This window comes from Sorangium sp. So ce385 (assembly GCF_051474135.1).
Taxonomy (GTDB): Bacteria; Myxococcota_A; Polyangia; order Polyangiales; family Polyangiaceae; genus Sorangium; species Sorangium cellulosum_D.
Genome location: NZ_CP150337.1, coordinates 2250894 through 2276880 on the forward strand (window position 1 = coordinate 2250894; position 25987 = coordinate 2276880).

The window sequence follows — 25987 nt, forward strand, 5'->3', positions numbered from 1 at the left end:
AGCGCGGAGGCGCCCGCGTGGCGCCGTCGCCCTCGGGCACGACGTTCGCTCGGTAGGTGCGTGCCGCAGCGCCCCTGAGGCCCTCCGGGAAAGCGAGGACACCGGCGATCGAGCCCGACTGGACTTCTCGTCCTCCGTCCGGTAAGGCTGCGTAAGGGACGCTGGGGGTTTGGCCGGATGCTTGAGATGAAGACGAACACCCAGACGCGACCGAACTTCTGCTCCCTTCTCGTCATCGCCGCCACCCTCGCTGCGGGGGCGGGATGCTCCGCTCCCGACCGGCATTTCACGGACAGCGGCGCGGGTGGCGGAACCGGCGGCGGTCCGATGGATGCGCAGGGCGGCGGAGGCGCCGGCGCGTCCGGCGGGGGCGACGGCGCGTCCGGCGGGGGCGACGGCGGAGGCGGCGGGGGCGCGTCCGGCGGTGGGGGCGGTGGGGATCCTGGATGCCAGATCCCGCCGGACAGCCCCACGCTCGCCGACGCCATCATGGTGGCTGCGGGCGACAGCCATACGTGTGCGATCCGGCAGGACGGCTCTCTCTACTGCTGGGGGGACAACTCGTTCGGCCAGCTGGGTGTCCCGCAGGCGATGGCGGTCTCCTCGAGCACGCCGGTGAGAGTGCTCTTCCCCGCGTCGCTCGGCACGGCGACGATCACGCAGATCGCGTTGACCGAGCGGTCGACCTTCGCGATCGACAGCCAGCTCCGACTCTGGGCCTGGGGAAACAACGAGACCGGGATCCTGGCCAACGGCTCCAAGGACGCGATGGCCCACGACACCCCGGCGATCGTCAAGGATGGTACGGCCCCGTTGCTCGTGCGCAAGATCGCGCCAGCGTGGTACTCGGCGTGCGCGCTCACCTCGACCAGCAGCATTTACTGCTGGGGGGCCAACCTGTTCTCGAGCCTCGGGCCGGACGCGAGCGGCGAGGAGAGCCTCGTCCCGGTGAAGGCGTTCAACTTCACCGCGACGGCCGGTCCGAAGGCCGTCCTCGCGCGGGGCATCGGCTCGATAGGCACCTGCTTCTCGACGGGGGTCGCGGAGGAAGGGCTGCGTTGCTGGGGCGCGATCGGCGGCGGTTATATCCTCACGAACACCTCCGCCAGCTCCGAGGGCGGCGTCAACTACAGCGCGCACATGCCGCTCATCGAGGCGGGAGCGACGCTGCCCTTGTCCGAGATCTCCTACGGCACGAACTTCGGCTGCGCGCGCGACGACGTGGGAGGCCTCTTCTGCTGGGGGACGAACAACAGCTCGGGTCAGCACGGCGCCGAGGCTCCCCCGGCCGGGACGGCGGCTGCGATCCCGGGGGTCTGGGGTCCGATGTCCACCGGCTACGTCTTCGTCTGCGCGATCGACGACCAAAGGCGGCTCCGCTGCCGGGGCAGCAACGAGCAAGGGCAGCTCGGTCGCAGCACGCCGATGATGGGCGACCATGCGCGCATGGAACCCGTCGTGCTCGGCGACGGCACCGCGCTCTCCGAGGTCGTCGCGGTGAGCGCCGGCTTCTTCCACACGTGCGCGATCGTCGAGGGGGCGTGCGGCCCCACGGGCCCTGGCCAGGTCCTCTGCTGGGGCAGAGGCACCCTGGGTCAGCTCGGCGACGGCGCCGGGACGAGCTCCGCGGTCCCCGTCGAGGTGAAGGCGCCCTGAGGCGAGAATCCGCGGTGAACGGGCGTCGACCCGGGCTCAGGTGAGCACGGGAGTCAGGTCCGGGTCGCCTTTGGCCATCGCCCGCCGGTACGCGGGCCGCGCGCCGATGCGCTGTAGATAGGCGCGTATGTTGGGGTAAGGCGCGAGATCCACCGGATGGAAGAGCCGCATCGTGGTGAGCGAGAAGACGCTCATGATGTCGGCTGCGGTGAATTCGCTCCCCGCGAGATAATCGTTTTGCCCCAGTCGCGCTTCGATCAGCGCGAGCACCTGGTCGAGTCGCCCCTGCACCGACGCCTGGACCGGATGGTCCGGCGCCAGCCCGCACCGCCCCACGATCATCGAGCGGAGCATCACCGGCTGGAGGTTGCCGTTGGCGAAATGAAACCAATAGAGATAGGAGGCGAAATCGGGGTGGTCCGGCCCATGTCGCAGACGGCCGCGACCGTACCGGACGAGGATGAGCTCGACGATCGCGGCCGACTCGGCCAGCAGCATCCCGTCGACCTCGATGAGCGGGGCCGCGCCGAGCGGATGCAGCGCCTTCAGCTCCGGCGGCGACAGGCGCGTGACGGGATCGCGCGTGTACTTCTCGAGATCGTAGGGAACGCCGAGCTCTTCACAAAGCCAGAGGATACGCTCCGATTGGGAGCGGCCGAGGTGATGGATCTTCAGCATGGATCCTTCCTTGCGTGCTGCACCCCGGTGCCGTCGCGGTCGCGACGACGGCGCAGCAGGTGATCGCATGAATCGAGTTCATGCCCCTGAACAGTAGCGCCGCCGGGTCGCCCCGGAACCGCAATCGCCCGCTCGGACGCCGCAACCCGCCGCGCGACACCCCCGGGCGAAGGGGCGATGGCTAGCGCCGGCGGCGCAGCTCCGAAGGCAGCACGCCGAATCGATCCCGAAAGCGCTCCGCGAACCGAGAGGGCGAGTCGTAGCCGGATTGCTCGGCGACGACGGCGAGCGGCCGCTCGGTCGTCCACAGGAGCATGAGCGCGTGATCCATCCGGATCTCGAGCAGCAGCTGCTGGAACCCCGTGCCCTCGCGGCGCAGGTGACGCTGCAGCGTGTCGTCGCTCATCCCCAGTTGCCGGGCGACCTCCGGCAATCGCCACGGGTGGGCGGGGCGCTCGCCGAGCATTCGCTTCAGCCGGACACGAAGATCGGAAGCCGCGACGAAGGGGTCGATGCCTGCCTCGCCGAGCCATGCGACGAGCTCGAGGAGGCGCGAGCGCTGGACGGCCGCTGGCAGGCCTCGTTCGAACGCCTCCAGGCAACGGGTCAACGCCGCGTCGAGCTCTTCGTGCTCGGCCACGCGGAGCTTGCGGACCTGCTGGTGCTCGCGCGCCTCCGCGCGAGGCGGCAGGTAGCGCGCGAGCTCGAACGACAGAATGACGCCTTCCGCCTCGTAGGCTCCCTGCGCCGGTACATTGCGCACGTCGACCCGGGTGCCCGCGGGCAAGTAGAGCAGCTCGCCCGGCCGCGCCGCGAGGGACTCGTTCGCGCGGCGGAGCTGCTTCTGACCCTGTAGAACGCGCACGATCGCCGGAGAGCCCCACTCGACGTCCGCGAAGAGGAGATCCGTCTCCGTCTGCCTCACGCGCAGCGGCAGCCCGTGGGCGACCCTCGCCTCGGCCACGCGCGGCCGTGCGAGCCGTCCTCCGGTGTTCGCGTCCGTCGATCGCGCTCGTGACCGCGTCATCGGCGCTGGACGGTAGCACATGCCTCCCGTTGCGCGCCTCGACCTCGTCGTGAGCGCGTGTTGCTCCCCAGCGTCACGCCGGGCAGAGCGCGTGCTGGCCGGTCGCCGGTCGGCCGGCGCACCGGCGCTCAATCGCCTGGCTGGATGGCGACGGAGTATCCGCCGTCGGCCATCACAATGGAGCCGACCATGAAGCTCGCCTTGTCGGACGCCAGGAACGCGACGACCTCGGCGATCTCCTCGGGCGCGGCCGCGCGACGGATGGGGGCGCCTTTGCCGTGATCGCGCAAGAACTCGCGGCCGTCGGGCCGGATGTCGTTGAGCAGGTTGGTGACCACGTCGCCCGACCCGACGGCGTTGACGCGGACGCCATGGTCGATGGCCTCCAGGGCCAGGACCCGCGTCAGCTGCGCCAGCGCGCCCTTCGACGCCGCATAGGCGGCGATCTGCGGGAACCCGAAGAAGCACGCGTACGAGCCGATGTTGACGATCGCCCCGCGCTTGTTCGGGATCATCGCCCGCAGCGCCTCGCGCGAGTGCAGGAACACCCCGGTGATGTTCACGTTCATGATCGCATTCCAGTCGTCCAGCGACATGTCGATCACGAGCTTGTTGATGATGCGCGCGGCATTGTTGACGAGGATGTCCAGCTTTCCGAAGCGCTCGATGGCGAGCTCGACCACGCGCTTGGCCGTCTCTTCCTGGGCGACATCCCCGACGAACGGCACGATGCGGCCGTCACCGCGGGGTAGCTCATGGACCGCCGGGCTGATGTCCTCGGCCACGACCGCGGCGCCGCGCGCCTTCAGCAAGAGCGCCGTGGCCCGACCGATGCCGCTCGCCGCGCCGGTGACGATCGCGACCCTACCTTCGAGATCTCGCTGCAAGTCTTCGGTCTTGCTCATGTTCCTCTCCCGAGAGCGTTGTGGGGGTGCTCCCCAATGCCTCCTGGTGGCGTCCAGGCGAGAGCGCAAGCCCCCTTGCCAGGGGCCCTGACCTCCTCGAGAGCGTCTTCCGAGCTCCACCCGATTCGCGCTGCGCCCACGCCCGCGGAGCAATGCACGGTCCCGCTCGATGATTGGCGAGCGCGGCAAGCAATGGTGGCGGGTGAGGCGCCCCGCGGGGCGCCGTGCGTGCCGTTTGCCGCCCTCGAGGCCGTGGGCAGAACGGGCACCATGTCGCACCAGGCGCCCCCCCGAGGGATTTGCTATCCTCGAGGCATGCCTGCATCCGCGCCGAAGGCTGCCCGCCCCGCGACCTTGGAGGATCTCCTCGCGATCCCGGACGAGGAGCGGCGCCACGAGCTCATCGAGGGCAGCATCGTCGAGAAGGGGGCCGCCACCGGCGAGCACGGGGCCGTGCAGCGCAAGCTCTCCGCCTACGTCGACCCCTACGATCAGCGGCCTGGCGGGCGCAGGCCCGGGGGTTGGTGGTTCGCCACCGAGGTCGATGTCTACTTCGACGCCGCGAACACCGTCCGCCCGGACGTGGTCGGCTGGCGGCGAGACCGCGTCCCGGAGCGCCCGCGCGGTATCCCGATCATGGTGCGCCCCGATTGGATCTGCGAGATCCTCTCGACGAACAAGCGGAACGATCTCATCAGGAAGAAGCGCGTCTATCACCGGCAGCAGGTTCCGCACTATTGGATCATCGACCCCGAGGAGGAGACCCTGGCCGTCTACCGCTGGACGCAGGAAGGCTACGTCGAGATCCTCGCCGCCGAGCGCGGCGAGCTGGTCCGGGCCGAGCCGTTCGAGGCGACCCCGCTGCAGGTCGGGTTGCTCTTCGGCGACGACGAAGACGACGAGCCCGTGCGGGAGCCCTAGTACAGCGCTCCCCAAGCTCCGCACGCGCTCGTAGACCGCACAGCCTGCGGGGCCCAGCATGTGCTGGACCAGCATGCGTCAATCGACCGGATAGCCCCGCCACATCCAGCGCAGCGTGTCGGGGAGCGTCTGCCTGATCACGCTCCCTTCGCAGTGGCCGGCGCCCTTCGCGTAGACGAAGCGGTAATGATACCCCTTCTCCTTGAGGATCGCCGCCACGCGCTGGTTCGCCATCACCCAGTTGTGGTGGCTGGCCTCATCCCTGGTGCTGCCGAGGTCGTTCTCGCCGACCTGCAGGAAGATGCGCAGCGGCTTGCGCGGGCTCTCCCGGATGAGCCCCTCCGTGTACTCCCAGGCGCCGTCGGGATACTCGGCCTCGGTGGGCGCGCGGGGGTTCTGCTGGTCGACGAACGTGCCGGAGTAGGTGACGATCTTGCGGTAGGTGTCGTGGCCGAACCAGCCCATGGTCAGCGCCGCCGCCCCGCCCGAGCTGCATCCGTACGTGGCGCGGCCGTCCGGATTGCTCGTGAACTTCAGGTTGGGGTACGCCGCGCGGACGGCCTGGTCGTTCTTGACCGCCTCGAGGAGCTCCGTATCGACGAACCTCTGGTAGGCGTCCGACATGGTGTCGTATTCGAGCCCTCGCTCGCTGCCGTACGAGTCGCCCCCTCCGCTCGCGGCGAAGATGGCGATGACGCTCGGGAAACGGTCGTTCGGGTCCGCGACGAGGTTGTTGATCGTGTTGATGATCTCGTTCCTGTCGCGCGCGTCCTGGACGACCATGAACGGCGCCTCCGCCCCGTCGACGTACGTCGCGGGGATCGCGACCTCCACGCGGCGGTTGAAGTCCCCCTTGGCGTTGTCGTTCAAGGTCGGATCGTGGCCGGTGAAGATTTCGCTCTCCCGGGATGACAGGGTAAACGCGAACGTCCGACCCTGGGGAACGCCATCGATCCTCTTGATCTCCGGGGCGTCCTGGTAGCTGGGCCCGATCTCGAAATCGCCGTCGCCTTCGGTGCCGACCGGATCGACCGTCCCGCCCTGTCCTCCGCCGCCGTTCGGGTCCGGATCGTCCGTGCCGCCCGTGCCCGAGGTGCTGCCGCTGCTGCTCGAAGAGCTGCTGCTGCTGCTGCTCGAAGAGCTGCTGCTGCCGCTGCTCGAAGAGCTGCTGCTTCCTTTTCCACCGCTGCCGCCCGACCCGCCGGCGTCGCCGTCGTCGGACCCGCAAGCAGCGATCGAAAGCGCGACGAAGAGCGAGATACGGCATGTGCTCGAGCGGGTCATGGATCCTCCTTGCGCCGGTCGGCGGACGTGAAGCCGATCGCGACGTTCGCGTGAGCGCGCAGGCGCCGCCGGGCAGCGCGGGCGACCGCCGGCGAGCTACTCGGTGGTGAACCGGAAGACGACCGTCTGCGCGTAGCGCTGGCCGGGCTTGAGGATGACCTCGTTCTTCCAGGCCGGGACGTTGATCGAGTTCGGGAACTTCTGCGGCTCGAGGCACAGGCCGCTGTACTGGTCGTAGACCGCGCCGCCCTTGCCCTTGATCGACCCGTCGAGGTAGTTGCCGGTATAGAACTGGATCCCCGGCTGATCGGCCTCGACCGTCAGCACCCGACCGGTCTTCGGATCCTTGACCCGAGCCGCCTCGCGGAGCTTGTGCGGGTCGCCGCGGACGACGAAGTTGTGGTCGTATCCGACCGGCTTGCCGCCCACGGCCTTCAGGTCCCTGCCGATCGGCTTGGCGGCGGTGAAGTCGAGCGGCGTCCCCTTCACCGGCTTGATCTGGCCCGAGGGGATGTCGGTGGCGTCCGGCGGGGTGTAGCTGTCGGCGTGCAGCGTCAGCTCCTGGTCGGCGACGGAGCCCGAGCCGTGCCCTCCCAGGTTCCAGTAGCTGTGGTGCGCCATGTTGACGATCGTTGTCTTGTCGGCCGTTGCCGACATCTCGACCGTGAGCTCGTTGTCGTTGGTGAGCGTGTAGGTCGCGGTCGCGTTGACCGTGCCGGGGTAGCCTTCTTCCCCGTCCTTCGATACGTACGTGAGCTTGATGGACGGGCCGCGCGGCGTCTCGGTCGCTTCCGCGTCCCAGACGACCTTGTCCCAGCCCTTCTTGCCGCCGTGCAGCGTGTGGGCGCCGTTGTTCGCGGACAGCTTGTAGGTCTTGCCATCGAGCTGGAACTGCGCGTTCTTGATGCGATTGGCCACGCGGCCGACCGTCGCCCCGAAGTACGGGCTGCTCTTCAGGTACCCGTCGAGGTTGTCGTGGCCGAGGACGACGTCGCCCATCTTCCCCGTCCTGTCGGGGACGTGGAGCTCGGTCACCGTCGCGCCGTAGGTCATCACCTTCGCGACGAGGCCGTTCGCGTTCGTCAGCGTGTAGAGGAGCACCTCTTTGCCATCGGCGTTGCCGAAGGGCGCCTTGGAGACGGAAGCGGGCTTTGCGTTCACGGCTTCACCACCAGGTGACTCGGATTTGGCGGCCGGGGCCGCTGGAGGGGCGCCCGTCGCTTGGGCCGCCGCCGGCGCAGGCGATGCTGCCGCAGGGGGCGTGTCGGCGGTCTGCGCGCCGCCGCATGCGCCGGCGATGCACGCCGTCATCGTCAATCCGAACCACGATCTCGTCCTACCCATCGCCATTCTGTTCCCTCCGTCAGGATTGGCTCACCTGGATCGACTCCACACGGAGCGTGCCCAGCGCGGGCGAGCCCCCGCGAGCTCGCCATGGCTTGCGTCTACCACACCCGAGCGGAGTCAGTGCAGAGACCGAGCCCGGTGCCAAGGACCAAGAGTCCGATGCGCACGACGGCCACCCGGGACAAAGCGGAAGGATCCCCGAGACGTTATTGTGAGCGTTAACATTATCCATGTCAACTCAGGCGAGCCTCGACCCCGAAATTGGAATCCACATCGAACAATACCGTGGCCCTGCGCCCGTCCTCTTGACGCGCCGCTCCGGAGGAGACTTGCCAGCCATCCGATGTCTCGCGCCTGGCCGCCGATGGACAGATCCTCGTTGACATGAAATATGTGAGCGTTCACAATATATGGGTTCCTGCTTCGACTTTGCCCTGAGGGGGGTCGTCATGCATACCGGCACCTTCGCCATCGGGATCGAGCTCGGCTCCGACCCCGAGAGGGTTGCATTCATACCGAGGGTGCGCGTGAAGGCTGCCCAGCACGCGAACGCCCGCGCGGCGGTCGCGCCGTCGACGGCTCCGCCCGCCGACGCGGTCTCCGCCGTCCCCGACGACGCCGTACAGGGCGCGCCGCTCGACTTCGTCAAGGTGTACCGCAAGCTCTTTCCCCTCGTCGGGCGGACCGTGCGCCGCCTCGGCGTGGACGCATCGGCGCACGAGGACGTGTGCCAGGAGGTGTTCGTCGTCGTGCACCGTCGGCTCCCGGAGTTCCGGGGCCGCTCCTCGTTGAAGACGTGGGTCTTCGGGATCGTGGTCAACGTCGTGCAGGCGCACCGGAGGTCGCTGCGCCGCCAGAGCCCGGCCCACCGCGGGACAGGAGAGATCGTGGATCCCGAGGAGCTCGCGGCGCCGAGCTGCCTCAGCCCCGACGAGGCGATGACGAGGGCGGAGACCGCGCGCGTGCTGCACGACCTCCTGGCGTCGCTCGATGAGGAGAAGCGCGTGGTGCTCCTCCTCGCCGAGCTGGAAGAGATGCCGGCGGCGGAGATCGCGCAGGGGCTCGGGGTGAACATCAACACCGTGTATGCGCGCCTGCGGGCCGCTCGACAGGCGTTCTCCGACGCGGTGCACCGCCACCACGCCAGGAGCCGAGGAGGCGCCCATGGCTGATCGGGGAGCCGGCGAGCCGTCGATCCCGAACGCTCTGCGCGACGCGGACGCGCCGGCGCCCCACGCCCGGGCCGCCCGAGGAGCAACACCATCAACGTAGTCTTCTGCGCACAGGGCACGGCCTGATCTTCGCGCGGCCTCGAGGTCGATTTGATCACGAAATTCGAGCGCACCGGTCACTAGGGGGGAATAGCCGATTTCACACGCGGGAGCCGATGATGACGTTCAGATTGGAGCGAGTGTTCGCGCGTCCCTGGCTCGCCGCCGGGGGATGCCTCCTGAGCATCTCGTGCACTGGCACCCTCGGGAGCGATAGCGCTCCGGAGCAGGGCGACGGCGATCCGGAGCAGGACGCCGCCCTCGCTGTCGACGGGATGCCTCTGCACCATATGACAGCCTCGGAGTACAATTCGACGGTCGCCCACCTCCTGGGAACGCGCCTGAGGCCCGCGGACGGCTTCCCGGCCTTCGGCGCGAAGGGCTACGACGCGAACGTGAGCGCGCTCTCGAACCTCTCGCAGGTCCTGGTCCAGGGGTATTACGACGCCGCCAGGACCCTCGCCGAGGACGCGTTCGCGAACGAGGCGCAGCGCGCGAAGATCCTCGTGTGCGACCCGGCGCAGGGCGCGGGCGACGGGTGCGCGCGCGAGATCATCGAGCGCTTCGGGCTGCGCGCGTTCCGGCGCCCGCTCGAGGCGGCGGAGGTCGAGCGGTACGCGGCGCAGTACGCCCACGCGCGGACCACCCTCGAGATGTCCCCCGTCCAGGCGGTGCAGCACGTCGTCCGGACCCTGCTGACGTCGCCGCATTTCCTCCTCCGGATCGAGCTGGGCCCCGACTCGGCGAGATCGGCGGGCGCCCTCAACGGCTACGAGGTCGCGTCGCGCCTCTCGTACCTGCTCTGGAGCTCGCTCCCGGACGAGGAGCTCTTCGACGCGGCGGAGGCCGATCAGCTGGCCACCGAGGACGAGCTCCGAGAGCAGGTGGACCGCATGCTGGCCGACCCGAAGAGCGCCGCCTTCTTCCAGAACTTCTTCGGGCAGTGGCTCGGCACGCGCACGCTCCCCAGCCACAACGCCGACGCGACCCGGTTCCCGCTCTGGAACGACGAGGTGAAGGGCGCGATGCTCGACCAGGCCAACGCCTACTTCGCCGAGTTCACGACCGGCGGGCGGCCCTGGTCCGAGTTCCTCACGGCGCCCCACCCGGAGAGCCGGCTCGTCGAGCCGCTCACCGCGAACGACCCCGAGGGCGTGCGCCGGGGGTTCCTCACGCTCCCGGCGTTCCTGACGCTGTCGTCCCGCGCCGACAGGACCTCTCCCACGTCCCGCGCGAAGACGATCCTGGAGCAGTTCTTCTGCGTGCCCCTGGTGCCGCCCGCCAACGTGGACATCCCGGAGCTCGGCGACGCGGGCGGGGACGAGGGCCCCGTCGAAAATGTACGCCAGGCGCTCGAGAAGCACCGCGCGTCGCCCGACTGCGCGAGCTGCCACGACGTGCTCGACCCGATCGGGCTGAGCCTGGAGAACTTCGATCCGATCGGCGCCTACCGGACCGCGTACCCGAACGGCGACCCGGTCGACGCGACGGGGGTGTACGAGGGCGTGGCGTTCGAGGACATCGCCGGCCTCGTGCCGGCGCTCGTCGAGGGCGCCCGGTCGGGGGCGTGCCCCTCGGAGCAGCTCTTCAGCTATGCCCTGCGCCGGCGCCCGAGCGGCGACGACAGGACCAGGCTCAAGGAGATCGCCGAGCGCTGGGGCGGGGGGACGGTCGCGGATCTGGTGAAGCAGGTGGTGACCAGCGATGCGTTCCGCCTTCGAGGGAAGGGCAAGGCGCGGTGAGGCCGCGCGCGTTGTTGCTGCACGAGACGAGGCACGAAGGAGCGATGCGCACATGAAACGCTGGATCACACGCAGGAACCTGTTGCGCGGCGCGGGCGTCTGTCTGGCGCTGCCGTGGCTCGAGAGCCTCGCGCCGCGCGGGGCGCGCGCGGGGGAGCCCGGCACCCCGAAGCGCTTCCTGCTCTGCACCTTCCCGAACGGGGCGCCCCATCACTGGTGGGAGACGGCCCCGGCGTTCGGAAAGACGTTGAAGGGCGCCGACTTCAAGCTGCCGAGGGTGCTCGAGCACTTCGCGCCGGTGAAGTCGAAGATGCTCATGATAAGCCGCCTCGGCAACTACACGTGGAGCACGGAGCAGCACCCCTACATCGAGCCTTCCCACTCGCGCCTCGGCGCGGCGCTCTCGACCTGCGTGGACGCCGATCAGCTGGGGAGGGAGGCGCGCCAGGACCTCGGCGAGTGGGTGGGCAACGGCGTCTCGGTCGACCAGCTCATCGTCCAGAAGGCAGGCCCGGAGCAGGCGACCCGCATCCCGTCGCTGCAGACGGGGCTCGGGGTCAAGCCCGGCTTCTTCGACCAGCGCAGCTACGCTTACAATCAGGTCGTCTCCTGGAAGAGCCCGCGCGAGCCGCTGAAGCGCTCGGTCAACCCGAAGGCGGTGTTCGACGCGCTCGTCGCCGCGGGCGTGGGGGCCGGCGTGCCAGGGCAGAGCGACGAGGAGGCCAGGATCGAGGCGGAGCGCCGCGCGGCGACCGAGAAGAGCGTCATCGACGGCGTGCTCGCGGACGCGAACTCGCTCATGAACCGGGTCGGCTCCGAGGATCGCAAGATCGTCCAGCAATACCTGGACTCGCTGCGCGAGATCGAGAAGAACGCGACCCGCGTCCAGGAGACGATGACGCCGGGGCAAGGGAGCCTCGGCTGCAGCCCGATCGGCCAGCCCGGCGTGGTCCCCGAGCCGCCGGGCCAGGCGGAGGGGCTCAACGAGAACGACAACACGGGAGCCGGCCCGTACAAGCACGAAGATCACGCGAAGGTCATGATCGACCTCATCGTCATGGCCATTCAATGCGACGTGACGCGCGTGATCACCCACATGCTCGACGACATGCGCTCCGAGTTCGAGTATCGGTGCATCCCGGAGGACGTCCGCGCCAAGGTGGGGCTCGCGTACAGGAGAGAGAGCAGCCTGCACTACCACTCCTCCCAGCACGCCGCCGGCAACCTGGACAAGGCGACCCAGAACGGCCAGTACAAGATCATCACGCAGAGCAACCTCGACTACGCGGCGATCAACTGCTGGCTCAACCAGAAGAGCGCGGAGCTCGCGCAGCGGCTGGACGCGATCCCCGAGGGCGACGGCACGGTGCTCGATCACTGCGTCATGGTGCACATGAGCGAGATGCGCTCGCACGATCACGACGGGTACGACCTGCCCATCGTGCTCCTCGGCGGCGACGGCGTCTTCTTGAACGACGCGCACGTCGCCTACGGCGCCCTCGGCAGCGATCGCCAGCTCCGCGATCTGTGGTTCACCATCATGAACCAGTACTACGGCCTGGGCGTCTCGTCCTTCGGCGAGGATCGCCGCGGCGCCCCGAACGCGTTGCTCGAGGAGATCCTGCGGTAGCGCGGCGACTCCCGTCTCGGAGCGCCCGCCTCCGGGCCGCCCCATCCCGGCTTCCGCTCAAGCCGGCGTGGCCAGGCGGCCCGCCATGTACCGCGCGGGCGACGTCCCGAGCGCTTTGCGAAACATGGTCACGAAGCTGCTCGCGCTCTCGTAGCCGAGGTCCAGCGCCACGCTTTGCACGGTCGCGCCGCGGGAGAGCTTCTGGATGGCGAGGATGATGTGGAGCTGCTGGCGCCAGCGGCCGAAGCTCAAGCCCGTCTCCTCGACCAGGAGACGGTTCAAGGTGCGCTCGCCGACGCCGATCCGCTTCGCCCACGCCTGCGTCGTCGCGCCGTTCGCCGGATCGGCGGTCATCGCGTCCACCAATCGACGGAGCCGCGGATCGGTCGGCATCGGCAGGCGATGCTTCTCGACGGAGACGGTCGCGAGCTCGTCGAGGAGCACGCTCACCAGGCGCGCGTCCGGCCCTTCGAGGTCGTAGAGCGCGGGGCGCGTCGCCAGGCGCAGCAACAGCTCGCGGAGGAGCGGCGTCACCGACACCGCGCAGCAATCCCGCGGGAGGTTCGGCGCCGCGCCGGGCTCGACGAAGACGCTGTAGCCCTCGAGCGGCGCCCGCGCGCGGATCCGATGCGTCACCGAGGCGGGGATCCACAGCGCCGATTGCGGCGGCACGATCCAGAGGGCGCTCGACCCTTCGCAGACCATCTCTCCGCGCACCAGGTACATGAGCTGCGATTCGCGGTGCGCGTGAGGCTCGCTCTCGAGCCCGCCGCTCGCCATGCTGAGCCCGATCGCGTTCACCGGCCGCGGGACCTCGGTCTTCCAGCGCCCGCGCGCCTCGAGCGCGAAACGGGTCGCGAGCGACTCGAGCGACGCCGCCGCGCCCCGGGGCTCGTTCGCCACCTGGACGTCTCCGCGGATCGTCCAGCCCGTCGGATGCGCAATCCGTGTCGCCCCCGCGCTCCGCCGCTTCGCTGCCATGGCCGGTTCGAACAACAATTTGTCTTGATTGCGCAATGCGGTCAAGGCGCCGGTTGCTTAGGCTCTCCTCCCATGAAATCCGATCCCTTCGCCATCCTGCCCGACGGGCGGGTGCGCGCCGTGCTGCGGCGCCTCCACGACGACGCCGACCGGCAGGTGCCGGGCGTCCTGCTCCACCTCCTGCCGAAGCTGCCGCGGATGCTCCTCGGCCGCCGCATCGACGTTCCGGGCACGGAGCGCGACTTCGCCGACAAGTACCTCGCGATCGGGAGCGACCAGGGCGCCTTCTGCTACCTGACGGCGCGGGCGCTCCGCGCCACAACGATCGTCGAGTTCGGCACCTCCTTTGGGGTATCGACACTGTGGCTGGCGGCGGCGGTGCGCGACAACGGCGGCGGCCGCGTCATCGGCACCGAGCTCGTGCCGGAGAAGGCGCGGCGCGCGCAGGCGAACCTGGAGGAGGCGGGGCTCGCGTCGTTCGCCGAGATCCGCGTGGGGGACGCGACGGAGACGCTGCGGGCGGACCTCGGCGAGGTGGACTTCATGCTCAACGATGGGTTTCCCCTGCGCGCCCTCGACGTGCTGAAGCTCGTCGCCCCGGCCCTGCGTCCGGGCGCCGTGGTGGTGACCGACAACGTCGGCGTCTTCAGGGCCGACTACCGAGACTACGTCGCCTACGTGCGCGATCCGCGCCACGGCTTCGCGTCGATGACGGTGCCCTTCCGCTCGGGCACCGAGTACTCGGTCCGGCAGCCGGCGCACCCGGGCTGACCGGCCAGCGGCAGCCCCGAGGAGGCGCGCGCGACGGCGGCGTCCTGTTCGCGGCTCGCGACGGCGCCTCGCGCCCCGTCGATGCTGCTCATGTCGACCGAGCCAGCGCCACCGCGTCGGGGCCGGCCGGGAAACGGAGCTTCCCCGTCGCGTCGTTCGCGGCGCGCCACACCACCTCGGCCACGTCGGACTCCCTCGTCACCGCGGAGGGCTGCCCGAGAGAGGCGAAGATGCGCTGCGCGAAAGGCGCGTACGGCTCGGGGATCAGCCCCTGCATGCGGGCCCCCCCGTTGCTCGTGAAGCTCGTGCTCGGGCCATAGCCCGGCTCGACCAGCTTCACCCGCACATCGAGCTCCTCGAGCTCGAACGCGAGCGACGCGGTGAACCCTTCGATGGCCATCTTGCTCGCCGTATACACGGCCACGAGCGGCATGGGCGCCAGCGTCGCGCTCGATGTCACGTTCACGATCACCCCCGACCTGCGCGCGCGGAGCTGGGGCAGCACGGCCTGCGTCATCGCCATCACGCCGAAGGTGTTGGTCTCGAACACCTCGCGCACCGTGGTCATCGGCGTGACCTCGAAGGCGCCGAAGAGCCCGATGCCCGCGTTGTTGACGAGCACGTCGATGGGCCCGCTCGCCTCGATCGCGGCCGCGATGCTCTCAGGCTTCGTCACGTCGAGCGCGACCACGCGCAGCCGGTCCGATCGGGGCAAGACGTCCTCGCGCGGCGTTCGCATGGTGGCGACCACGTTCCAGCCCTGCGCGTGGAAGTGGCGCGCCGTCTCGAGACCATAGCCAGAAGAGCAGCCAGTAATGAGCACCGTTTTCATCGCGTTACCTCCCAGCTCGTCGCCTCTTCGGGGCGTGCGGTCGTTGTTGTGCGAGATCGATTCATTGTGTTCACATCGACTTCTTTGCCGCGGCGCGCGCGGCGTTCATGGGGGTAAAGTAGTCGCGGCACGCCGGACGATCTATCGTGCACAGTCCGTATTTCGTTTGCTAGAGTCCGGACGTGAACGACCCGCTCTCGGAGGTCATCGCGCTGCTCCAGCCGCGCGCCGTGTTCTCGAAGGTCATCAGCGGAGCCGGCCGCTGGGGGGTTCGCTACTCGGACTTTGGCCAGCCGAGCTTCTCTGCCGTGCTCGAGGGCCGCTGCCGTCTCGCTGTCGACGGTCAGCGCGCCGTCACGCTCGAGGCAGGTGATTTCGTGCTCCTGCCGGCAACGCCGGGCTTCACGCTGTCGGGCTTCGAGCCGGTGAGGCCGGAGCGCGTCGACCCCAAGGTCACGCCCGCGCCGACGGGCGAGGTCCGCCACGGCACGCGCGGCGGACGCCCCGACGCGCGGCTGCTCGGCGGGTATTTCGTCTTCGACGCGCCGGACGCAGCCCTCATGGTGTCGCTGCTGCCGGCGCTGGTGCATGTGCGGGGTGTCGAGCGGCTCTCGGTGCTGGTGCGGCTCGTCGGCGAGGAGTCGAACGAGCAGAAGGCGGGCCGCGACCTCGTGCTCACGCGGCTCGTGGAGGTGATGCTCATCGAGGCGCTGCGGTCGACGTCAGGCGACGACGCGCCTCCGGGGCTCCTGCGCGGGCTCGCCGATGCGCGGCTCGCGCCGGCGATACGGCAGATGCACGGCCAGCTCTCGCGCTCGTGGACGGTGGCCGAGCTCGCGAAGACGGCGGCGCTCTCGCGCTCGACGTTCTTCGAGCGCTTCACCCGCGCCGTGGGCCTGCCGCCGATGGAATACCTGCTCGCCTTGCGCATGGCCGTGGCGAGGGATCTGCTCCGCCGCCACGACCTCGGGATCGCCGAGGTCGCCGAGCGCGTCGGCTACGGCTCGGCGAGCACCTTCAGCACGGCGTTCAGCCGGCACGTGGGCCAGCCTCCGAGCCGCTACGCGCGCGCCGGCTAGAACGTCGCGTCGAGCGAGGCTTCGCTGCCGACCCCTTCGGTGCCACGACGAGGGCGCGGAGGGACCGCCGTTGGCTCTTGAGGTCCGGGGACATCCGAGGGGGCCATGTGGGGCGAGGCGGGGAGGCGGATGGTCGTCCCGCTCCGCCCGCTCCCTCCGCCGTGGCGTACGTCCTGGCCGCGTGCGTGTTCGGGCGAGCGCAACGCTGCATGCTGACGAGGCCGTCTTCCGCAGTTTACGAACGTGACCATGCCAGCGCGGCAGCCCGGCGTGCCGCTGTGGCATCGCGGGGCTGGCCGGCGGCTGCGAGCCAGCCTCGACACGGGGCACCTTCGGCGATACCTGAGAGACATGACCATCGTCGCCCTGACAGTACCCGACGACCTCTGCGCAGCGCTCCAGGTGCCCGCCGAGCGGCTGGCGTCCGAGATCGCCTTCGCCGCTGCGGTTCGGCTCTACGAGGAGGGGCGTGTGTCGCTGGCCAAGGCCGCCGAGATCGCGTGCGTGGAGCGCTTTCGCTTCGCCGCGCGGCTCGCGGAGGCCGGCATCTCGACCGCCGCGTTCGACCCGGCCGACGTAGATGCTGCCAAGACGGCGGCAGGATGACGCATCCCATCGCGGTGATCAGCGACACGGGGCCGCTGAGTTACCTGCACCGACTCGGGCGCCTCGACGTTCTGCAACAGCTCTATCGGCACCTGCTCGTTCCACCCGCCGTCGTGGCAGAGCTCAATACGGGGCTTCGCCTGGGCAGGGACCTGCCCGACGTGACCACCCTGGGTTGGATCGAGCTAAGATCGCCCCCGGCTCACGCGCTGCAGGGGATCGACGGCCTTGGCGCCGGGGAAACCGAAGGCATCGCGCTCTCGCGGTCGCTCCCTGGGTCGCTCGTCCTCCTGGACGACGGCTACGCGCGAAAGATCGCAGCATCCCTGGGCCTGCACATCACCGGAACGGTTGGCGTGCTCTTGGCCGCAAAGGAGCGCGGGCTCGTCGACAGGATCGGCCCGGAGCTGGAGCGCCTGCAAACGTTCGGGTTTCGTCTGGCCGCGCCTGTCTGGCGTGCGGTGCTGGAGCGAGCAGGAGAGACGGACTGACGAGGGCGCCGGAGCGGACCCGCGCTGGTGGGGTCCGAGGTCCGTTGGGCCCGAGGTCCCCGATGATTCCCCTCGCGGCTGGCGTCGTACTCGACACCCTGGCGCCCCTCGGTGTGCCGTAGCTCACGCGGATGGGTCGCTCTCGGGGAGCATGCGCCGTTGGTGAAGGCGAGGAAGTCGTCGGCGGGGGCGACGCTGGTGTCCATCCCGTCGACGTCGACCGGGCCTGCGACGTGCTGCCCGACGAGGAGCGCGAGGACCACGACCCCTGCTCCGCCGGTCCCGGGCGGCCCGGTCCGCGCGCTTGACAATCCATAAGCGTCGGCTTATAGGTTCAGCATGCAGCGCGCGGCCGCGGCCGAAGACAAGATCTTCCAGGCGCTGGCCGACCCCAGCCGCCGGGCGATCTTCGAGTCGCTCACGCGCGGCGAAGCGGCGGTGAAGGACCTCACGGCGCGCTTCGACATCTCGCAGCCGGCGGTCTCGCAGCACCTCGCCACGCTGAAGGACGCCGGCCTGGTGAACGCCCGGCGCGAAGGGCGCTGCGTCTACTACCGGGTGGAGCCGCGCGGGATGAAGCCGCTCATCGACTGGATCGCACACTACCGCGCCTTCTGGACAGACCGCATCGATCGCCTCGAAGCCCTGCTGGAGAAAATGGACGAATGAGCCTCATCGACAAGACAGCCCCGTCGCAAACCGAATCCATCTCCTTCGAATTCGATCTGCGCCATTCGCCGGAGAAGGTGTGGCGCGCGCTCACCGACCCCGAGCTGCTCGCGGAGTGGCTCCTGCCCGCCGTCGGGTTCAAGCTCGATCCCGGGGCCGCGTTCACGTTCAAGACGCAGCCTTACCCCGGGTGGGACGGCACCGTGGACTGTCGCATCCTCGAGATCGAGGCGCACAGGAAGATCAGCTACACGTGGAGCGTCCCTTTCCTCGACACCGTCGTGACGTTCACGCTCACGCCCACGGCGTCGGGCACCCGCCTGTCGCTCGAGCAATCGGGCTTCAAGCCGGATCAGAAGCAGAACTTCGGCGGCGCGCGCTACGGTTGGAAGATGATGGGCGGAAAGCTCGTCGAGCTGCTCGCGAGGCTCCCGTGAACAAACTGGTTCGAGAGAGCCACCGCTGGGTGTCCATCGCCTTCACGGTGGCCGTTATCGCCAACTTCGTCGCCCTGGCCTCCGGACAGGGGCAGCCTCCCGCCTGGGTGACCTACTCGCCGCTGCTCCCGCTCGCCTTGCTCCTGTTCACCGGTCTGTACCTGTTCGTGCTGCCGTATGCCGCCAGGTGGCGCAGCGGGCGGCGCGCCGACTGAGCGGGCGGCCGGCCGGGGGGGATCTCTTCACACACCGTCGAACATCCATGACAGGATCGCGAAACATGACCGCCTCCAGCCAGCACGCCGCAGACCGCCACGACCTGATCCGCGTCCAGGGCGCCAGGGAGAACAACCTGAAAGACGTCAGCGTCGAGATCCCCAAGCGGCGGCTGACCGTGTTCACCGGCGTCTCGGGATCGGGCAAGTCGTCGCTGGTGTTCGGCACCATCGCCGCGGAGTCGCAGCGGCTGATCAACGAGACCTACAGCGCGTTCGTGCAAGGGTTCATGCCGACGCTGGCCCGGCCCGAGGTCGACGTCCTGGAAGGGCTGACGACGGCGATCATCGTCGACCAGGAGCGGATGGGCGCCAACGTCCGGTCGACGGTCGGCACGGCCACCGACGCCAACGCCATGCTGCGCATCCTCTTCAGCCGGCTCGGGAAGCCGCGCATCGGGTCGCCCAACGCCTTCTCGTTCAACGTCCCCTCGGTCCGCGGCGCCGGGCAGATCGTGGTCGAGAAGGCCGGCGGGAAGAAGACCGAGGCGCGCACGTTCGAGGTCAACGGCGGCATGTGCCCGCGATGCGAGGGCATGGGATCGGTCAGCGACATCGACCTGTCCCAGCTGTACGACGACAAGAAGTCGCTCAACGAGGGCGCGGTCACGATCCCCGGCTACAGCATGGAAGGCTGGTACGGCCGCATCTTCAGGGGCTGCGGCTTCTTCGACCCGGACAAGCCGATCCGCAAGTTCAGCAAGAAGGAGCTGCACGACCTGCTCCACAAGGAGCCGACCAAGATCAAGGTCGACGGCATCAACCTCACCTATGCAGGGCTGATCCCGTCGATCCAGAAGTCGTACCTGTCCAAGGACGTCGACGCGCTGCAACCCCACATCCGGGCGTTCGTGGACCGCGCGGTCACCTTCACCACCTGTCCCGAGTGCGGCGGCACCCGGCTCAACGAGGCCGCCCGGTCCTCCAAGATCAAGGGGATCAACATCGCCGACGCCTGCGCGATGCAGATCAGCGACCTCGCCGCGTGGGTGCGCGGCCTGGACGAGCCGTCCGTCGCGCCGCTCCTGGCGACGCTGCGGGAGACGCTCGACTCGTTCGTGGAGATCGGGCTTGGCTACCTCAGCCTCGACCGGCCGTCGGGCACGCTGTCGGGCGGTGAGGCGCAGCGCACCAAGATGATCCGCCACCTCGGGTCGTCGCTCACCGACGTGACCTACGTCTTCGACGAGCCGACGGCCGGGCTGCACCCCCACGACATCCAGCGGATGAACGACCTGCTGCGGCGGCTGCGCGACAAGGGCAACACCGTCCTCGTGGTCGAGCACAAGCCGGAGGTGATCGCCATCGCCGACCACGTCGTCGATCTCGGCCCCGGCGCCGGCACCGCCGGCGGCAAGGTGGTCTTCGAGGGCACCGTCGACGCGCTGCGGGCCAGCGGCACGCTCACCGGCCGCCACCTGAACGACCGGGCCTCCCTGAAGCCGTCGGTGCGGAAGCCGTCGGGGGTGATCAAGGTGCGCGGCGCCCGCACGCACAACCTGCAGAACGTCAACGTCGACATCCCGCTCGGCGTGCTGGTGGTGGTGACCGGCGTGGCCGGGTCGGGCAAGAGCTCGCTGATCCACGGCTCGGTGTGCGGCCGGGAAGGGGTGGTGTCGGTCGACCAGACCCCGATCCGCGGCTCGCGGCGGAGCAACCCGGCGACGTACACCGACATGCTGGAGCCGATCCGCAAGGCGTTCGCGAAGGCCAACGGCGTGAAGCCGGCCCTGTTCAGCGCCAACTCCGAGGGCGCCTGTCCGACCTGCAACGGCGCCGGGGTGATCTACACCGACCTGGCGATGATGGCCGGCGTCGCCACGGTCTGCGAGGAGTGCGAGGGCCGGCGGTTCCAGGCGTCGGTGCTGGAGTACCGGCTCGGCGGGCTCAACATCGCCGAGGTGCTCGACCTGTCGGTCGACGACGCGGCCCGCTTCTTCGGCGCCGGCGAGGCGCGTACGCCGGCCGCGCACGCGATCCTGGAGCGCATGGCCGACGTGGGGCTCGGCTACCTCCGGCTCGGCCAGCCGCTCACCACGCTGTCGGGCGGCGAGCGGCAGCGGCTCAAGCTCGCGACGCACATGGGCGAAGACGGCGGCGTCTACGTGCTCGACGAGCCGACCACCGGGCTGCACCTGGCCGACCTCGAGCAGCTGCTCGGGCTCTTGGACCGACTCGTCGACTCCGGCAAGTCGGTCATCGTGATCGAGCACAACCAGGCCGTGATGGCGCACGCCGACTGGATCATCGACCTCGGGCCGGGCGCGGGCCACGACGGCGGTCGGATCGTGTTCGAAGGCACCCCGGCCGACCTGGTGGCGGCCAAGTCGACGCTGACCGGCGAGCACCTGGCGGCATTCGTCGGCGGCCGTCCGAAGGCTGCCTCAGGGGGTGCGCCCGAGCCGCCTCGGGCTCGTCGTCAGAGGGCGTGACCGCCGTCGCCGGCTGTCAGCGATCCCCGACCGCGATAAGCTCATTCCGTGATCTCCGCCGTCCCCGCCTTCTTCCGGCTCCGCTGAGCAGGACAGCGCGTCCCCCGATCGGAGCCCGGATCGCGGCCGACAACGCCCTGCACGCCGGAGAAGGGCCTGGAGCGCGGCGGTCGAGCCGCTTCCCCCGAGGGTTGGTCCCCCTGCCGCGTCGCGCTCCCGGCGGCTCAAAGGCCGAGCTCGGGTCTCGGACCCGCGCACCTGGTGAGCAGGGCCTCGACCTGGTCGGCGGGATCGAGGGAGTACTCGTAGAAGTCGCTCGGATCGAAGAAGGAAACCGTGGAGCCGCTCGACTCCTTGTCCCCCGAGGTGGAACGGTAGATGTTCCCCGCGGCGACCAGCGTGCCGTCGTCATAATAATGCGGGCGATTCACCGTGTCGAACACGCTGTTCTCGAGCACCATGTTGGTGCCGCCGCGCGCGTAGTTGCCGTAGGAGTCGATGCGCTGGAGCCAGTTGTTGTAGAGGTGGGCGCGGAGCACGTTGTCCGTGCTGGGGTTCCGCTGGTTCAGATCGCGGAGCCAGTTGTGGTGGATGGTCATCTGCGCGGTGAGGTTCTCCGTCCAGCCGATCCCGAACGCCTTGTTGTGATCGCTCAAGATGCTCCAGGACACGGTCAAGTACGAGGTGTCCTTGCGGCTGTCGATCATGCCGTCGCCGATGTGGTGAAAGTGGCAGTGATCGATCCAGACGTGGTGGGCCGTGTCCATCTGGACGCCGTCGAAGTCCTGCGTCTTCCCTTCCCAGTCTCCTTCGACGAAGGTGTCCCCGATGGTCAGGTTCCGCAGGATGACGTTGTGCACCCCGCTCCCCAGGAAGAAACCCCCCTGGGAGATCTCGGCCGTGGCGCCCACGCCCACGATGGTCTTGTTCGATGCGACCGAGATCTCCTTGCCCTTGGGGGACATCGCGATCTTGCCCTGGACCCGGATCACATAGGGCTCGGCCGCGCCGGCGTACTTCTCGAGATCGGCCTGCGTCGTCACCGTGACCGTCTCTCCGTCTCGTCCGCCGTAGGTCCCGTCTTGGCCCTCGCCGCTCACGCTGGCAAAGCCCTCCAGGGTCAGGGGACAACCCTCGCTGTCGACCGCGCCGCCCGCGCCTCCGGCTCCGTCGCCGCCCGCTCCCCCCGAACCCGCGCCCGGCTCGCCGCCGCCCGCTCCCCCCGAGGTGCTCGCCGATCCGCCGCCTCCCGTGCCTCCGGGGCTCGGATCTCCACCCGCGACCGAGCTTCCGGCGGCCGAGCTCTCTCCGCTCGCCGCACCTCCCGTCGTCGCGCCCGTGCTCCCGCTCCCCCCTGCCAGCGAGTCGATGCCTCCCGGGCCGTCGGGCGCTGAAGTCCCGCAGGCGAGGGCGAGGCCGAGAGGGGCGAGCGCGAGGAGGAAGGGGGCGAAGAGGTTCTGCTTCATCGCTCTTTGAGCTTTCTTGGGTCTTGCGTGACAGGGGTTGACGAGAGGCGCTCTCAGTCCGCGAACGTGGGCCTCCAGGGCGCGAGGATGCCCTCGACCGTGTAGCTCGCAGCCTCGGCCGCGCTGAGCTGCCTGGACTCGGGGGCTCGCTCGCTCGGCTTCGCGCCAGGGCCCGTGGTCATGTGCTCGGCGAAGCGCGCGGTCGCGAGCGTGTTGTCGCCCATGCGGACCCAGCCCTGGGGCGCGATGTGCGCGCCGAGCTCGGTCCCGAGGTAGGCGGTCGCTCCGTACGGCCTCCAGTTGCGACCGAGGGCGACCGAGCCGGACCTGACCGAGCCGGCCGCCGTGGCCCGTCCTCCGAGGAACACGATCCCGAAAGGGATCGATTCGTCCGTGCTCGGCGCCGTGATCGCCGTCCCGCCCGCGGCGTTGTGCATCGTGCAGTTCTCGAAGACGGCCGTGGCCCCCCCGAAGATGAAGTCGACGCTGCCCTCGATGTAACAGTCCCTGAAGTACTGCGTTCCGTTCTTCACGTAGAGCGTGTCCTGGTAACCGAGGGCCCGGCAGCGACGGAGCTGCACGCGATTTCCGGAGACGAGGAGAGCGACGGCCTGCACGCCTGGGCCCGTGCTGTTGGCGAAGGTGATGTTCTCGACCGAGACATCGCTCGCGGAGATATTGACGCTGAAGCTCCCCGAGGTGCCCAGCGTGCCCCCTGCGCCGTTCGAGGTGCTGGCGCTGTCGCCGTAGGTGAGCACGGTCGTCTCCGCCTGACCAGCCCGGCCGCAGAGCGTCAGGTGGGGGCGGTCGACGACGAGCTTCTCGGTGTAGGTCCCAGGGGCGATGCGGATCACGGTGGGCGTCGTGTTCGACCTGGCGACGCTGTTGATCGCGGCTTGAACCGAGGTGAAATCCCCCGAGCCATCCCGGTTCACCTCGACGAGCGGCCCACCTGTCACGCTGTTGCAGTCGGACGCGCCGCTGCCGCCGCCCGAGCCACCTGCGCCTGAACCGCCGCCCCCATCGCCGCCCGTCCCCGCGCTGCCGCCCGTCCCGCTCGCAGGGCCGCGGCACAGGCAAAAGTCGGACTGGTGCCCCGAGTCGCACGGCACGGCCGGGAGCGCCTCGTTGGCACCGCAGCTGCCCTCGAGGTTCTCGTAGGCGGCCTCGCAGGCGAGGCCTGCGGCTCCGCACGCCGCCGTGCAGCCGCTCCCGTTCTGGAAGACGGCGCCGCAGAAATCCTCGCCCGAGGTGCAAAGCTCGAAGCCGGCCTCTTCGATCGGGGAACAATCGACGGGCACGCCGGCGCTCGCGCCGGTGCCAGCGCCTCCCGAGCCGCCGGGCGACACCGCGCCTCCGCTCCCCGTCGTGCCGCTCGATGGCCCGCCGGATGCGGTCGTGCCGCTCGACGGCCCGCCGGATGCGGCGGACGAGCCGCCTCCGGCCGCGGAGGTCAGAGGGGCGGCGTCCTGCTCGCTCGAACAGGCGAACGAGCCAAAGAGAGCGAGACGGCCCGCGCAGATCCACGCGACCGCCCCGAGCGAAGGATGATGGAAGTTTCGACTGCCGCCGGAATGGCGGAAGAGCGCGCTGAAGGGCAACACGACGGGTGGTTGTTCGAGGGAGGTCGGACCCGTCAAAAAAAGGCGGGCGTCACTCGCGCGCGAGCGGCAGCGCCCAGGGCCCTCCCGCGCCGGCGCGAGAGAGCACCTGGGGAAAGGCATCGCTCGCCCGCTCGGGCGCGTAGTCGTAGGGGGGCGTGAAGACGTCATCGGCTGGCTCCTCGCCCCCGCCGCCCAGGTGAACGCCGCTCCCGTCGCGGTAGAGGTTCGAGCCAGGGACGGCCAGGAGGAGCCCGAGGCCCGTCGCGTCGCTGCAGCTCGAGCGCCGCGTCGCTGCCTCGACGTTCTCGAACACGCTCGCCTCGAGCAGCACCTGCCCCTCGCACGAAGCGCCGACCGCCCACTCCGAGATGTTCGAGAACACGTTGTTGAACAGGTGGACGCGCGCCAGGGAGCCGACCGCGAGGGGGGCGCGCGTCCTCGCTTCATCGAAGCGACAGTGGTGCATCGTCACCTCGGAGTCGGTGATCGTGGAGGCCCAGCGCTCGCGGCCGCCGCACTCGGCCTCGTTGCTCCCGTCGAAGTGGACATACGAGACGGTGACCGCGCTCGTTCCGGCGAGGATGTCGGTAAAGGCGTCGCTGATCCACTTGACGGTCGTGTGATCGATCCAGACCCTGGAGGGGTGTGTCAGCGTGAACGCATCGCCCGCTTCGAGCAGGCCGGCGTTCAGATCGTAGAGGGCGAGGTTGCGGATGATGACGTTCTGGCTCTCGTCGAGGGCCATGGTCACACCCGGCAGCGCCGCGCCGCGTCCGAGCCCGACCAGCGTCTTGTTCGAGCCGAAGCGGAGGATGCGATCGTCCCGCGTCGCGCCGACGAGCGGGCTCGCGCAGGTCGCATCCCCGGTGAGGACCTGATAAAACGTCTTCTCGGCATCCTCCGAGCAGGCGCTCGGGCACACCTCGATGTCCGCGACGTCCGATCCCTTGCGGCGGAAATCGTGGATGCCTTCGGCGAGCAAGAGCACCGCCGGCGCGTCGGAGCCGGCGAGCCTCTCGAGATCGGCCCAGCTCGAGACGAGCACGGGCGTCGCGCCTGCGCCGCCGGTGGTGCCCTCGCCGAAGCCGACCGGCTCGACCCGTATCACCTTCCGGAGGGCGATGGGCCCCCTCGTCCCGGGCGCCGGCCCGATCCAGCGAGCCGTCGTGTTCGATGGAAAGGAACCCCCGGGATCGCAGCCCGGCAGATCTCCAGCGCTCCCCAGGTCGCGCGCCGCCGTCCAGCCGCTGTCGTCGTAGCCAGGCGCCGTCCAGTCTCCTTCCGGCGCCGTGCTCAGCTTCCAGTCGCTGCCGCTCCCGTAGCTGCGCTCGAGCTCGTCGAGCTGGACGAGCGCCGCGGGGGTCCCCGCTGCGGCATGGACGCTCACGGCGATCACGTTGTCGCCCGGGAGCAAGGAGAGGGACACGAAGCGCGGAGCGCGGGCCGATTCGCTCACGGCGATGAGGGCGCCGTTCCAGTAGACGCGGAAGGTATCGCGCGCCGTGATGGAGAGACCGGGGCCCTCGAGCGCACCATAGCTCTCGCTGACGAGCGGCGAGCGCGCGAGCTCCTCTCCTTCCCCGAAGGCGGCGCCCGGAGGGAGCTCGTCGTCGGGCGAATCTCCCTCGCAAGCGAGGTCCGCGAGGGAAGGAGAGCTGCCGCCGAGGCCCGCGTCCCCGGGGAGCCGCGTGGCCGTCTGGATGAGCTGGTCCTCACAGGAAAACCCCCAGGCCGCGGCCGAGAGCGCGACGGCTCCGAGGACCCAGGTGCTGCGGGAGAGGCGCATATCGAACACGGCAAAGCTGGGGGGCCATGCCGTGGAGCGCAAGCACAATGCTCGGAGTTTCCTGCGTCGATCCCGCGGGCCGGCAGCGGGCGAATTT

Annotated in this window: 23 protein-coding genes; 13 read left to right on the forward strand and 10 right to left on the reverse strand. The window is 69.6% G+C overall.

The features are described 5' to 3' along the window. Window positions 1-186: 186 nt before the first annotated feature. The gene (locus WME83_RS08285) at window positions 187-1656 is read left to right on the forward strand and encodes an RCC1 domain-containing protein (RefSeq protein WP_437318713.1); all 1470 of its coding nucleotides are present in this window, start codon (window positions 187-189) and stop codon (window positions 1654-1656) included. Window positions 1657-1692: 36 nt separating this feature from the next. Here the strand turns inward: WME83_RS08285 and WME83_RS08290 are convergent, their stop codons facing one another. The 3 genes from WME83_RS08290 to WME83_RS08300 all read right to left on the reverse strand — a co-directional run bounded on the left by WME83_RS08290 (window position 1693) and on the right by WME83_RS08300 (window position 4266). Continuing rightward, window positions 1693-2334, reverse strand: coding sequence for a glutathione S-transferase family protein (locus WME83_RS08290; RefSeq protein WP_437318714.1), 642 nt, complete (start codon window positions 2332-2334; stop codon window positions 1693-1695). Between the two features lie 181 nt (window positions 2335-2515). Next, a complete protein-coding gene (locus WME83_RS08295; protein WP_437318715.1) occupies window positions 2516-3298 on the reverse strand; it encodes a helix-turn-helix transcriptional regulator in 783 nt (260 codons plus the stop codon). A 191-nt stretch (window positions 3299-3489) separates the two neighbouring features. Next, on the reverse strand, window positions 3490-4266 hold the full coding sequence (locus WME83_RS08300; RefSeq protein WP_437318716.1) for an SDR family NAD(P)-dependent oxidoreductase: 777 nt from the start codon (window positions 4264-4266) through the stop codon (window positions 3490-3492). 315 nt (window positions 4267-4581) lie between these two features. On the opposite strand from WME83_RS08300, the gene WME83_RS08305 reads away from it, so the two are divergent. Next, entirely contained in the window at window positions 4582-5187 is a 606-nt protein-coding gene (locus WME83_RS08305; protein WP_437318717.1) for a Uma2 family endonuclease, read from the forward strand. A 78-nt stretch (window positions 5188-5265) separates the two neighbouring features. Here WME83_RS08305 and WME83_RS08310 read toward each other — a convergent pair whose 3' ends face one another. After that, complete coding sequence (locus WME83_RS08310; RefSeq protein WP_437318718.1) at window positions 5266-6471, reverse strand: alpha/beta hydrolase; 1206 nt, start codon at window positions 6469-6471, stop codon at window positions 5266-5268. Between the two features lie 96 nt (window positions 6472-6567). After that, complete coding sequence (locus tag WME83_RS08315) at window positions 6568-7632, reverse strand: aldose epimerase family protein (protein ID WP_437318719.1); 1065 nt, start codon at window positions 7630-7632, stop codon at window positions 6568-6570. 635 nt (window positions 7633-8267) lie between these two features. Between WME83_RS08315 and WME83_RS08320 the strand changes: the two genes are divergently transcribed. From WME83_RS08320 to WME83_RS08330, 3 genes are all read left to right on the forward strand, one after another. Then, complete coding sequence (locus WME83_RS08320) at window positions 8268-8990, forward strand: RNA polymerase sigma factor (protein WP_437318720.1); 723 nt, start codon at window positions 8268-8270, stop codon at window positions 8988-8990. Window positions 8991-9229: 239 nt separating this feature from the next. Then, window positions 9230-10831 (forward strand): DUF1592 domain-containing protein, encoded by a 1602-nt coding sequence (locus WME83_RS08325; RefSeq protein WP_437318721.1) that lies wholly within the window; start codon window positions 9230-9232, stop codon window positions 10829-10831. Window positions 10832-10883: 52 nt separating this feature from the next. Then, window positions 10884-12461 carry a DUF1552 domain-containing protein gene (locus WME83_RS08330; RefSeq protein WP_437318722.1) on the forward strand — a complete coding sequence of 526 codons (1578 nt, stop codon included), beginning with the start codon at window positions 10884-10886 and terminating at the stop codon, window positions 12459-12461. 57 nt (window positions 12462-12518) lie between these two features. Here the strand turns inward: WME83_RS08330 and WME83_RS08335 are convergent, their stop codons facing one another. Beyond that, complete coding sequence (locus WME83_RS08335) at window positions 12519-13364, reverse strand: AraC family transcriptional regulator (RefSeq protein ID WP_437318723.1); 846 nt, start codon at window positions 13362-13364, stop codon at window positions 12519-12521. A 150-nt stretch (window positions 13365-13514) separates the two neighbouring features. Between WME83_RS08335 and WME83_RS08340 the strand changes: the two genes are divergently transcribed. After that, window positions 13515-14213: an O-methyltransferase gene (locus tag WME83_RS08340; RefSeq protein WP_437318724.1), complete on the forward strand. Its 699-nt coding sequence runs from the start codon at window positions 13515-13517 to the stop codon at window positions 14211-14213. Window positions 14214-14301: 88 nt separating this feature from the next. Here the strand turns inward: WME83_RS08340 and WME83_RS08345 are convergent, their stop codons facing one another. Continuing rightward, window positions 14302-15045, reverse strand: a complete 744-nt coding sequence (locus tag WME83_RS08345) for an SDR family oxidoreductase (RefSeq protein ID WP_437318725.1) — start codon at window positions 15043-15045, stop codon at window positions 14302-14304. 182 nt (window positions 15046-15227) lie between these two features. On the opposite strand from WME83_RS08345, the gene WME83_RS08350 reads away from it, so the two are divergent. The 7 genes from WME83_RS08350 to WME83_RS08380 all read left to right on the forward strand — a co-directional run bounded on the left by WME83_RS08350 (window position 15228) and on the right by WME83_RS08380 (window position 21034). Next, window positions 15228-16124: a cupin domain-containing protein gene (locus WME83_RS08350; protein WP_437318726.1), complete on the forward strand. Its 897-nt coding sequence runs from the start codon at window positions 15228-15230 to the stop codon at window positions 16122-16124. Between the two features lie 351 nt (window positions 16125-16475). Next, window positions 16476-16730 carry a UPF0175 family protein gene (locus tag WME83_RS08355; protein WP_437318727.1) on the forward strand — a complete coding sequence of 85 codons (255 nt, stop codon included), beginning with the start codon at window positions 16476-16478 and terminating at the stop codon, window positions 16728-16730. Beyond that, window positions 16727-17221: a DUF3368 domain-containing protein gene (locus tag WME83_RS08360; RefSeq protein ID WP_437318728.1), complete on the forward strand. Its 495-nt coding sequence runs from the start codon at window positions 16727-16729 to the stop codon at window positions 17219-17221. Before WME83_RS08355 ends, WME83_RS08360 begins: the two co-directional genes overlap by 4 nt. Window positions 17222-17560: 339 nt before the next feature. Beyond that, the gene (locus tag WME83_RS08365) at window positions 17561-17890 is read left to right on the forward strand and encodes an ArsR/SmtB family transcription factor (RefSeq protein WP_020733615.1); all 330 of its coding nucleotides are present in this window, start codon (window positions 17561-17563) and stop codon (window positions 17888-17890) included. After that, window positions 17887-18327 carry an SRPBCC family protein gene (locus tag WME83_RS08370; protein WP_437318729.1) on the forward strand — a complete coding sequence of 147 codons (441 nt, stop codon included), beginning with the start codon at window positions 17887-17889 and terminating at the stop codon, window positions 18325-18327. Before WME83_RS08365 ends, WME83_RS08370 begins: the two co-directional genes overlap by 4 nt. After that, window positions 18324-18542 carry a hypothetical protein gene (locus WME83_RS08375; RefSeq protein WP_437318730.1) on the forward strand — a complete coding sequence of 73 codons (219 nt, stop codon included), beginning with the start codon at window positions 18324-18326 and terminating at the stop codon, window positions 18540-18542. The genes WME83_RS08370 and WME83_RS08375 overlap by 4 nt, the downstream gene beginning before the upstream one ends. Window positions 18543-18607: 65 nt before the next feature. Next, window positions 18608-21034: an ATP-binding cassette domain-containing protein gene (locus WME83_RS08380; protein ID WP_437318731.1), complete on the forward strand. Its 2427-nt coding sequence runs from the start codon at window positions 18608-18610 to the stop codon at window positions 21032-21034. 224 nt (window positions 21035-21258) lie between these two features. Here WME83_RS08380 and WME83_RS08385 read toward each other — a convergent pair whose 3' ends face one another. From WME83_RS08385 to WME83_RS08395, 3 genes are all read right to left on the reverse strand, one after another. Beyond that, window positions 21259-22500 (reverse strand): pectate lyase family protein, encoded by a 1242-nt coding sequence (locus WME83_RS08385; RefSeq protein WP_437318732.1) that lies wholly within the window; start codon window positions 22498-22500, stop codon window positions 21259-21261. Window positions 22501-22553: 53 nt separating this feature from the next. Continuing rightward, on the reverse strand, window positions 22554-23801 hold the full coding sequence (locus tag WME83_RS08390) for a pectinesterase family protein (protein ID WP_437318733.1): 1248 nt from the start codon (window positions 23799-23801) through the stop codon (window positions 22554-22556). Window positions 23802-24153: 352 nt separating this feature from the next. Continuing rightward, a complete protein-coding gene (locus tag WME83_RS08395) occupies window positions 24154-25890 on the reverse strand; it encodes a hypothetical protein (protein ID WP_437318734.1) in 1737 nt (578 codons plus the stop codon). Window positions 25891-25987: the final 97 nt, after the last annotated feature.